The sequence below is a fragment of the Rhizobium sp. N122 genome, assembly GCF_002211295.1.
GTDB lineage: Bacteria > Pseudomonadota > Alphaproteobacteria > Rhizobiales > Rhizobiaceae > Rhizobium.
Genome location: NZ_LOKU01000035.1, coordinates 33,410 through 43,161, shown reverse-complemented (window position 1 = coordinate 43,161; position 9,752 = coordinate 33,410). Strand labels below are relative to the sequence as shown.

The following is a 9,752-nucleotide window of genomic DNA, read 5'->3' as shown; positions in this document are numbered from 1 at the left end:
CGAACGAACCGTTGAAACTACATGGAGACGCATTGGAGAACTCTTGAAGGCGTTCAGTCCCCAGGAGTGCTCCAACTACCTCAGACATGCAGGGTATGGTTCAGAATAACCCTGACAGACTCTAGCTGTGCATGAAGCTCAGAATGTCGTCTACCAGAGCCGAATGGGCGTCCGTCAGGTTACCCTCTCCGCCGTGGCCCGCGATGCCGGCCAGTTGAAGCGCGTGCTGATCATAGAGAACATGATCGGTCTGCTGGGCGTCCGCGGTCCCACCGGCGGGAACGGCAATGTTGATGGGATGGAAATAGCCGAAATTGACGTCGACCATGCTGCCGGTCGACGATCCGACGCCGCCACCGCCACCGGCATGATTGCCGGTAAAAATCGTGTCAGACGACAGGTTGAAGCCGCCGCCATTGCCGCCGATGCCCGCGATCTGCACCGTGCCCTGATCGAAAATGACATTGTTTGTCTGATGCGCCTCCGCCGAGCCGCCTGCGGCGCCAATGGCGATGTTGATCGGCGAGAAGATGGCAATACTGACGTCGACCATGCTGCCGACGAAATAACCGTCGCCGCCGTGGCCGGCATAAAAATCACCGGTCAATGTCAGCGCAGTTCCCGGGCTCATCGACGAGCCATGGCCCGCGGTATTATGGTCTCCGCCCGAGCCGCCCATGCCGCCGATCTGGGTTGCGCCCTGCAGGAACATTGCGTTGTTCGATTGCTCGGCGTGAGCCTCCGCGCCGGGGCCTGCAGCCACAGCAGTATTCACTGGGGCAAACAGCGCGACTTCGGTGCTGACCAGCCCACCGTAGAAGACCCCGTTGCCCCCGGTGCCGGCATGACTGCCGCCGTCGCCGCTGCCGATGGCAACATTGCCGCTTCCGCCATTGCCGCCGATCCCCGCCATTTCGGTGGGATGCTGATTGATGAGCGCATTGTTGCCCTGGAAGGCGTCGGCACCCGAATGCGGCCCCGCAATCGCCGCATTGGACGGCATGAAGACGGCCAAGGCATTGCTGCTGATCACGCCTTCGCTGATCCCGTCACCCCCGCTGCCGGCTGAACTATGACTTGGACCGGACGTCACATCCAATGGAAGCCAGGTCGGCACCAGTGCCAGATGCCCCGCGGCCACATTGGAGGCGAGGTGTTGATCTGTGCCCGACTTGGGCTGGTCTTCCAATAAGGGACGAGTTTCCGCCATTACTGTCTCCATTCGCGGTCGACGACCACACGTTCACCGAGCATGGCGCCGTGCAGCCTGAATCGTTCGGGCATTGTGCATCCGAACGTGGGAAAAGCAGAGCCTGCAATTCGTCTACATCCTGTCGGCTAGGTCTAATAGCCATTTGGCTGTCACGACAGCAGCGACCGTTGCGCGCGCCTTCGAGCACTAACTCCGCTTTTGGATGAAAGGCCCTGGCGTCGCCTCGACGAGGTGGCAGACGTGATCGTGACCATGCCACCTTGACCCAAATCACCAAGCATCGGCCCGAAAATCGGAATCGATTTTCGGAAAGCCTGATGCGTGATTTCGAAGAGTTAGAGCGTCCTTTGTGCGTCCAAATGGACGCACGGCGCTCTAAGCACCAATCCAAATAACGCTCCGTCTTTTCCAAGTATACATCCGAAGGAATGCCGCCGAATATCTAGATAGGCCACAGATTAAATCGCAGGCAATATTCCCCGGCGGTTGTATTGGCTGCGGCGACATGCTGGACGCAGGCCGCAGGGGGACGCCGTCAAACGAACTCAGACGCAACAAAGTAGAAGGAGTGACATCAATGCCTATTCCACAAATATCTGACACGATTCACCTCAATCACCCAGATGCAGGTGACGCGAATGCCGGCAACGGCGGTGATGGCCACAACAATGGGAACATCAACTACAACCCGGTTGCCTATGTAGACCCCGTGCAAACCGTCGACGGGGCATCTACCCATCTGCACAACGGCGATCACGTTTGGCAGACGGCAGGTTGGGACGCCGGCCATGGCGGACCCGGTGGCTTTACCCAGGCCCAGAACGGCTTCCTGGCGGCAATCTCGAACAGCGGCGCCGGCGGCGCGGGCGGAGATTCCAACTCCAACGGCAGTCAAGGAAACTCAAGCGGCCATGACACGGCTGCGGTGGCTGCGGCGACGACCGCCACCCAATATACGCAGCTTGTGGCCGATCAGCATGCCACCATCCTCGCAGGCGTCGGCGGCAACGGCGGCAACGGGAACAACGCACTAGGCGGCGATATCTCGTCAGCTCTGGTTCACACCAATCCCGACACGACGACGGTGAACAATTCTCTCGATCACTTCATCAACGCCTTCGGCCATATCGACGTCGACCATCTCGGCTCGTGAAGTCAGGCCCTGAAGGTCGCCGGTTTCGGCCGGCGACCCTCCTGTATTGCCAAACCTGCAAGCAGCCTCCTTTTGTCAGTATCAAGTGCAGCAGCGAGATCTGATAATGACAACGATTTCCATAAAGCCACCGCGACCGCCGACACAGCTCGTTGTTGCGCTTCGGGCTTGTGCCGGAGCCTTCGGGTTGGTCTTCCTTTATAGCTGCGGCTACAATCTCTTTCTTCTCGCCCCTTCCCTCTATCTTCTGCAGATCTACGACAGGGTCATGTCGAGCCGAAGCGCCGACACGCTGGTGATGCTGACGATCATCATCGCCGCCGCCGTGCTGGTCGGGTCCACGCTGGATATCGTGCGCAGGGCAGCTCTTTCGCGCATCGGCAGCTGGCTGGACCATAGGCTCCGGCCCATGGTGCTCACCGCCTCGTTCGAATATGCCGCCCGCGCCGATACGGGAGCCGCCACGGAGTGCTACAGGGACCTGGCTGCATTGCGCCAGTTCCTCGATTCGCCGGCCAGCTCGCTGTTTTTTGACGTTCCCTGGGCGCCGGTATTCCTGCTCCTGCTCTTTCTTGTTCATCCGCTGCTTGGGACCATCGGTCTTCTCTGCGCAGTTGCGCTGCTGCTGTCTGCGTTGATGACGGAACTGGCGACACGAGAGCCGCTTGCCCACGCCAATCTTGCCCTTTCGAGGAGTTATGTGCGATTTGCGACCGCGCTGAAAAACCTCGAGGTCATCCGGGCCATGGGCATGCAGGACGGCGCAGCGCTGATCGTCTACCGCGATGCGGAAATGGCAAGAAGGGCCCAGGACATCGCGATGCATCGCACGGAGATCATACTGGGTATCTCCAAATCGATCCGCACACTCGCGCAGATCCTGATGATGGGATCGGCGACATGGCTGGTGCTCGTCAACAGCGGCAGTCCCGGGATCATCTTCGTCTCAAGTCTGCTGCTCGGGCGCGGGCTTGCGCCTATCGAGGGTGCAATAGGGGCATGGCGCTCCTTTGCGTTTGCGCGCAACGCGTTCAATCGCTTGAACGGAATGCTGATAACAGTCGCATCGGAACGCGATGCCGGCATCGTGCCGCTGCCGGAACCCAATGGCCTGCTTCTCGATAATGTCAGCTATATCAAGCCATTCGCCGATCGGCCGATATTGAGTGATATCACCTTGCGCCTGGCACCTGGCGATTGCATAGCGCTCATCGGTCCATCGGGATCGGGGAAATCGACGCTGGGTCGCGTGATGGCAGGCGTTGTGCCGGCAACGAGCGGATATGCGCTTCTCGGTGGGGTCGATATCTCGGCTCTGCGCCGTTGCGGGGGGAGCGGCCACGTCGGATATCTGCCGCAGGACATCGAACTCTTCGGCGGCGCAATCAGGGATGTGATCGGCCGGCTTGACGGAGGAGATCCCGGCAAGGCGATCGACGCCGCAAAGCTGGTCGGATTGCACGAGGCGATCATGCGGCTGCCGCAGGGCTACGATACCGATATCGGCGAAGGCGGAAACCTGCTCCTCCGGGCGCAGCGCCAACAGCTGGGACTGGCAAGGGCGGCCTATGGAAATCCGTCTCTGATCGTTCTCGACGATCCCAATTCGAGCCTGGATTACGACGGCGAACGCATGCTGTTTATGGCCATCGAGCGCATGAGATCGAGGGGGATGACCGTCGTTATCATAACACACCGGATGGGGATCCTGCCGGTCACCAACAAGATCGCCATCATGCGCAACGGGACCGTGGCTGCCTTCGGCGACAGCGAGCGGATTTATGAAACCTATCTTCAACCACCGTCTCGAACAGGAACGTAGGAAGGAGGGACGCTGCCATGACCCTTGTTCCAATGAACGCCGCGCCGGCGAGATATTCAAATTCGTCAAGGATGGACCAGCGGTTCGCTCAACGACCGACAACCAGGCAGCAGACCGCCTATGCGCCGGTGATCGAACAGAAACAGCGCGGACCAGCTCCCCCTTCGCCCATGCCGAGGCTCAGAGGTGTTGTCTGGACGGGGAACCTGTTGATCCTGGTTTTCATCGTCGGCTTGGGAATCTGGTCGGTTCTGGCGCCCCTGAAAAGCGCTGCAATCGCATCGGGCGTTATCGAACCGGAGTTCAGCCGCAAGACCATTCAGCATCTCGAAGGCGGAATCGTGCGACGGATCCTCGTCAGAAACGGCGATGCGGTGATGGCCGGACAAATCGTGATAGAACTCGACGACACGAAGTTTCGCTCGGAGCGAGACAGCATTCAAGGGCAGCTTTGGGACGCCGAAGGAAGCCGCGCGCGCCTGTCCGCGGAGCAGACGGGCGACGACCATGTCGCCTATCCCGAGGATCTCAGCGCAGCAATCGACAAATATCCTTCGGTCAGCGCGGTTCTGATCGGCCAGCAGAAAATCTTCGAAGCCCGCCGCCGGGTCGTGCAGGCGGAAATTCAGATCGCCGATGAAAAAATCGCCCAGGTGCGGCAGGAAATCGTCGGACTTGGCGCGCAGAAGGCTTCATTGGCCGACAGAGCCGCAATTTCGGCCCAGGAACTGGAGCAGGTGACGGCCCTCAACGCCAAAGGACTGGAAACAAGGAGCAGGCTTCTCAACCTCCAGCGGGAGAAAGCAGACATTGATGGCCAGCAGGGTCAAGTCGCGGCACAGATCTCGCGCGCCTACCAGGTGATCAGCGAGACGCAGGCCGATCTCGCAAAGATCGAGAGCGACCGGCTGAGCGAAGTCGCCCAGGGCATGCGGGCCGCGGAAAGCCAGATCATGCAATTGCGCGAGCGCTTGCGGGCGATCGACGATCAGCTTTCAAGGACCGATATCCGGGCGCCCGAAGACGGAACAATCATGAACCTGCGCATCCACACGTCAGGCGGGGTGATCGGCGCGGGTGAACCGCTCGTCGATCTTCTGCCACGCGCCGATCGCCTGATCGTGTCTGCCCATGTCAGACCCGAGGACATCAATCTCGTTCAGGCGGGGCTGGAGGCACAGGTTCACCTCCTTCCCTACAATCAGCGGCGCGTTCCACTGCTGAAAGGCCGAGTCGAGTATGTATCAGCCGATCGTCTCACCGACACTCAGAGCGGCCAGCCCTATTTTGCCGCGACGATCCGCGTAACCGATGAGCGGCTGGCGAAGATGAAGGATGTCGAACTGGTCGCGGGCATGCCCGTGCAGACACTGATCGAAACAGGCAAAAGCAGCGTCGCACTCTATGCCGTCAGACCACTGCTCGACAGTTTCAACAGAGCATTTCGTGAGGATTGATGCGGTGATGGGCAAGCGAAAATTCGACGACGACCAGATTACGGGCATTCTGAAGGAGCACCAGGCGGGGGTGACGGTGGCAGATGTTTGCCACAGATACGGCATCAGCGAGCCGACCTTCTATCGGTGGCAATCGCTGCAGTTCGGAAATCTCGGCCTCCATGCCAGAAGGGTGCGAGCCCTGGAGGAGGAGAACCAGAAGCTCAAAAAGCTGTTGGCCGAATCCATGCTCTCGGCGGCAACGCTGAGCGAGATGCTGGCGAAGACATCGAAAGGGCGAAACTAACGCCTGAACAGCGGTTCGTTGGCCGCCTCCCGACCCTATCAGGGGCGCGGCATGATATTGTTGGACGAGAGCGCCTCCCCCAATGGAGACAACGAGATGCTGTTCGAAAAGCAAGCAAACTCGACCACAACGTGGCCGCTGTGGATCTGAACCTATGGGCCATTCCGAAATAGGCGTCTGGAATCAGGGTTCCTGACCATCCCGAACGGCAGCACATTATCATTTTCAAACTGAGCGGCCGGCGCGGGCCGTCCAATGTAATATCCCTGCAGCTGGTTGATTCCGTACTGCTGCATCAGCCGCTGATGTTCGATAGTCTCGACGCCTTCAATGAGGATCCTCACGCCGCGATTGCGCAGCAGGCTGATGATGTCGAGCAACATCCTCTTGCCTCTTTCCGTGCTGCAGTCATGGAGGAAGGAGCGATCGATCTTGATGGTGTCAAATTCTATGAGGCGAAGCCAGGAGAGCCCCGCGAACCCTGTGCCGAAATCGTCGAGCCAGACTTGAGCGCCCAGCTTTCTCAGATCGCCGATGCAGCGCACCACGTCCTGGTCGATTTCCAGCTCCATTCCTTCGGTAATTTCGAAAGCAAGCCGGGCGCCCGTCACGCCGAATTCTGCGAGTGTCGCTGCGACATAGCTGGCGAAACCTGGCATCTTCAGTTCGATCGGCGAAACGTTGACGCTGGCGACTTGCACCAGGTCGGTTGCCAGCAGGTCTCGGCAAACCGTGCGAATTGCCCATCGGCCCAGTTCAATGATCGACCCGGTTCTTTCTGCAACTGGTATAAATATGGCAGGCGCGACGGGCGTCCCGTCCAACATCCTCAAACGCATCAGAGCTTCGACAGCGTCAGTCGTGCCTGTCTGGACGTTGCGGATCGGCTGATAGACGAGCGAGACAAGGCCGTGTTCAAGCGCGATCTTCAGGGTCGTGGCTATATCCTCGCTGTCATCGCTGCAATGCGGATCATCAACATCGAAGACCACGAGGCTGTCACGACCCGTCGCCTTAGCGGCATAAAGCGCACGATCGGCTTCGTGAATGACCTTGTCGACCTGCTTGGTCTGGTCGCGCGTATAGGACAGGCCGACACTCACGGTGATGACAGTGGTCCCGTCTCGCCTGTGCTCGTGGGGCCAAGCCAATGCGCGGACGGCAGCACACATTGCTTCTGCGAGTTCGGTCGCTTTTTCCAAACTCGGCATTGGTGTGACGACCAGGAATTCCTCACCTCCGTATCGCCCGATGATCGAGCCCCAGGAGAAGGCCACGTTTTGGAGAAGCTGGGAGACAGCCACGAGGCACCGGTCGCCTTCCTGGTGACCGTAACAGTCGTTGTAGCGTTTGAAATAATCCACATCGATCAGCAGGACGGCAAAGGGCGTCCTCTGATCCTGCCAGCGTTGCCAATGATCACGCAGGCGTTGATCGATTGCCCGGCGATTTTCCAGGCCGGTCAACGCGTCGGTGTTCGAGAGGTGCAAAAGAGCCTTGCCCCGCTCGTCGGCAGCAGCTTGCTGACGACGAGCTTCAAGAGCATTGAGGAACACCTTGTAGCGCTCTCTATTGAGCTGAAGGTTCACGTAGGAGGTAAAAATAAAGCAGGAAATGCAGAACGCGCCGAGGATCAGCTTGTGCAGAAGCAACATGGGCACGAACAGATAGAGGGCGCCGATGAAGATGAGCACGTTCGTTGCGGAAGCGGTGAGAGCAATCGGAAAGCGGAAGCTGAAGAACAGGTTGACGCTCATCATGAAGATCGCGCCAAAAACCATGTAATATGAGAATGCGTCCCTGACCGTGGTCATCTGGCCGGTCAGAAGCCAGACAAGATAGGCTGCCAGCACGGACACCGCCGCGGCCATGTCCACCGTATCGGCCTTTGCCTTGCAGTAAAGTAAGAGTTCCAGAATGCAGAGCGCACCGGCGCCAACCGCCAATCGGCCGGCGATCGTGTACTGGACGACATCGCCGATAAAAAGATAGTCCGTGAAAGAGTAGGCAAGGTAAGCTGCGACCGCGATCCAGAGGCCCTTGCGCGTAGCGCTCGTTCGGCTGCTCTCGCTCTCCTGCTTATAAAGACCACGCAACTGTTCTGGCGACAGTGTCGGCCGCGTGGCGGCGACTGCGGTCTCGGCTAACACGTGCATCATGCCCCTGCCACCCAACATCCTTGCAGCCGTTGCCCGACGCAGACCGCTAGCTGAAGTTGGATAGCCCTACGCAGACCCCTCATCAACCGATAACGCTCGAACGATGCCAAAGCGGGGGGAGTATCTCTTGGGTTCACTAATATTTTCTAAAGCTAAGACGTGCACCGGGGACACTTTCTCCAACTTTAACGCTTGACCTTCATGAGAATGCTGAAGATTTTATGCAATGTTTTAAATCTCTATTCACCGATGAGGTTTCCGTGGCGCAGCCCCTCTTTTCTCTCGATGGCCAAAGCTTGATTACACCGCAATCCGTCAGCAACAGGTTCCCCTCACCTCACAAAGACAATGAAACAGAACGCCTCAGAATTGCGGAGGCTGAGTTTGCAATTGTCATCAACATTGCAATGCAGCGGTTCGCCGCGGGCAAAGACCTGCCAGACGCAGTCAGGTGGTTGATTGGCCAGCTCCATGACATCCGGCATAAATACGGCGCTGCTGTATGGCAGAAGCTCATCCCGCTTATTCAGGCCCATCCCTCGGCAAAGATTCTGCAGCAGTGCCCGTTCACGCGTTGGTCGTTTGAAAAACCTCGCGGCTATTCCGGCGATGCCAGTCTTATAGACTTTATCTATGGGCACCCGGCGGTGGCCGAAGAAGTGGCCAGGTCCACCCTGCACGGTCTGAATATCTTCGAATACACGATAAACGCTCCCGGCCCGGTCGCCGTCAGGGAACGTCGCGACACCCTGACGCGCTACGTCGATGAGACCGCTGCGCGAACGGGTTCGGGTACGGAGATCCTCGCCATCGCCGCCGGTCACCTTCGCGAAGCGGAGGCATCGAAAGCCCTTGCGGAAGGCCGCCTCAAACGCTGGGTTGCCCTTGATCAGGACCCCGAAAGTATCGGCTCGATCTCACGCCAATTCCAGGGAACGTCCGTCGAGCCGATCAACGGATCTGTGCGCGGCCTACTGGCGCGAAAGCACCAGATCGGCACCTTCGATCTGATCTACGCCGCAGGGCTGTACGATTACCTCACCGATAAGGTCGCAATCCGACTCACGCAGATTTCCATGGAAATGCTGAAGCCCGGTGGCGTCTTTCTATTTGCCAACTTCTCCGACGAAATGGCCGATGACGGATACATGGAATCCTATATGAACTGGGAGCTCCTCCAGCGTTCCGAGGCCAACATGCGGCATATTGCCAATAGCGCGACGGAAAACCCGGTCGACAACACGGTCTGGTTCGGTGCCAACCGCAACATCATTTACAGCGCCATCAGGAAGCTGTCGTAAGCGCGCGCAGTATTCATGCCACATTAAAGGTCAGGAACCCACTGGGGAAAGCTTCGCTATCCTTGCCGCATATCAATGCGGGCAATGCGATCTCGTCGCCTGAAGCTGGTTAAAAAAATTGGATAAAGGATCGAGCCGTAAAGCCAGCCGCTCATCCCTAACTACGCTTTAGATCCAAAGCCAGACTTCAACATCTATCCTGACCGGGCCGCTTCTGGCGTGATAGAAAGGACCGAAATATCCAATGACGAGGAAGATGGAACCCGGATGCTAACCGTGTGGTTCCGCACCACAGATGGGAAGGAGGTTGAATGTTTGGTCGTCATTAAGAGTTCCGCCCCAGGGGAGCAAGAGCGCGACC

The 9,752-nt window shown here is 58.5% G+C and carries 7 protein-coding genes; 5 read left to right on the top strand and 2 right to left on the bottom strand.

The features are described from left to right. Window positions 1-121: 121 nt before the first annotated feature. Complete coding sequence (locus tag ATY75_RS23275) at window positions 122-1,210, bottom strand: hypothetical protein (RefSeq protein ID WP_064836441.1); 1,089 nt, start codon at window positions 1,208-1,210, stop codon at window positions 122-124. Between the two features lie 580 nt (window positions 1,211-1,790). Between ATY75_RS23275 and ATY75_RS23270 the strand changes: the two genes are divergently transcribed. From ATY75_RS23270 to ATY75_RS23255, 4 genes are all read left to right on the top strand, one after another. Further along, window positions 1,791-2,366, top strand: coding sequence for a hypothetical protein (locus tag ATY75_RS23270; protein ID WP_064836439.1), 576 nt, complete (start codon window positions 1,791-1,793; stop codon window positions 2,364-2,366). A gap of 106 nt (window positions 2,367-2,472) precedes the next feature. Then, window positions 2,473-4,188 (top strand): type I secretion system permease/ATPase, encoded by a 1,716-nt coding sequence (locus ATY75_RS23265; protein ID WP_064836437.1) that lies wholly within the window; start codon window positions 2,473-2,475, stop codon window positions 4,186-4,188. A 17-nt stretch (window positions 4,189-4,205) separates the two neighbouring features. Continuing rightward, window positions 4,206-5,645, top strand: a complete 1,440-nt coding sequence (locus tag ATY75_RS23260) for an HlyD family type I secretion periplasmic adaptor subunit (RefSeq protein ID WP_088939396.1) — start codon at window positions 4,206-4,208, stop codon at window positions 5,643-5,645. Window positions 5,646-5,652: 7 nt separating this feature from the next. Further along, the gene (locus ATY75_RS23255) at window positions 5,653-5,931 is read left to right on the top strand and encodes a transposase (protein WP_064836433.1); all 279 of its coding nucleotides are present in this window, start codon (window positions 5,653-5,655) and stop codon (window positions 5,929-5,931) included. 152 nt (window positions 5,932-6,083) lie between these two features. Here ATY75_RS23255 and ATY75_RS23250 read toward each other — a convergent pair whose 3' ends face one another. After that, window positions 6,084-8,087, bottom strand: a complete 2,004-nt coding sequence (locus ATY75_RS23250; RefSeq protein WP_088939398.1) for a bifunctional diguanylate cyclase/phosphodiesterase — start codon at window positions 8,085-8,087, stop codon at window positions 6,084-6,086. 224 nt (window positions 8,088-8,311) lie between these two features. Here ATY75_RS23250 and ATY75_RS23245 point away from each other — a divergent pair, with 224 nt between their 5' ends. Then, a complete protein-coding gene (locus ATY75_RS23245; RefSeq protein WP_190241411.1) occupies window positions 8,312-9,391 on the top strand; it encodes a class I SAM-dependent methyltransferase in 1,080 nt (359 codons plus the stop codon). The last annotated feature ends 361 nt before the right edge of the window (window positions 9,392-9,752 follow it).

Excerpts from the sequence above, each read along its gene's own strand:
- ATY75_RS23270 (WP_064836439.1), top strand. The coding sequence starts at position 1,791 with ATGCCTATTCCACAAATATCTGACACGATTCACCTCAATCACCCAGAT.
- ATY75_RS23245 (WP_190241411.1), top strand. The coding sequence starts at position 8,312 with ATGCAATGTTTTAAATCTCTATTCACCGATGAGGTTTCCGTGGCGCAG.
- ATY75_RS23250 (WP_088939398.1), bottom strand. The coding sequence starts at position 8,087 with ATGCACGTGTTAGCCGAGACCGCAGTCGCCGCCACGCGGCCGACACTG.
- ATY75_RS23260 (WP_088939396.1), top strand. The coding sequence starts at position 4,206 with ATGACCCTTGTTCCAATGAACGCCGCGCCGGCGAGATATTCAAATTCG.
- ATY75_RS23275 (WP_064836441.1), bottom strand. The coding sequence starts at position 1,210 with ATGGCGGAAACTCGTCCCTTATTGGAAGACCAGCCCAAGTCGGGCACA.
- ATY75_RS23255 (WP_064836433.1), top strand. The coding sequence starts at position 5,653 with ATGGGCAAGCGAAAATTCGACGACGACCAGATTACGGGCATTCTGAAG.
- ATY75_RS23265 (WP_064836437.1), top strand. The coding sequence starts at position 2,473 with ATGACAACGATTTCCATAAAGCCACCGCGACCGCCGACACAGCTCGTT.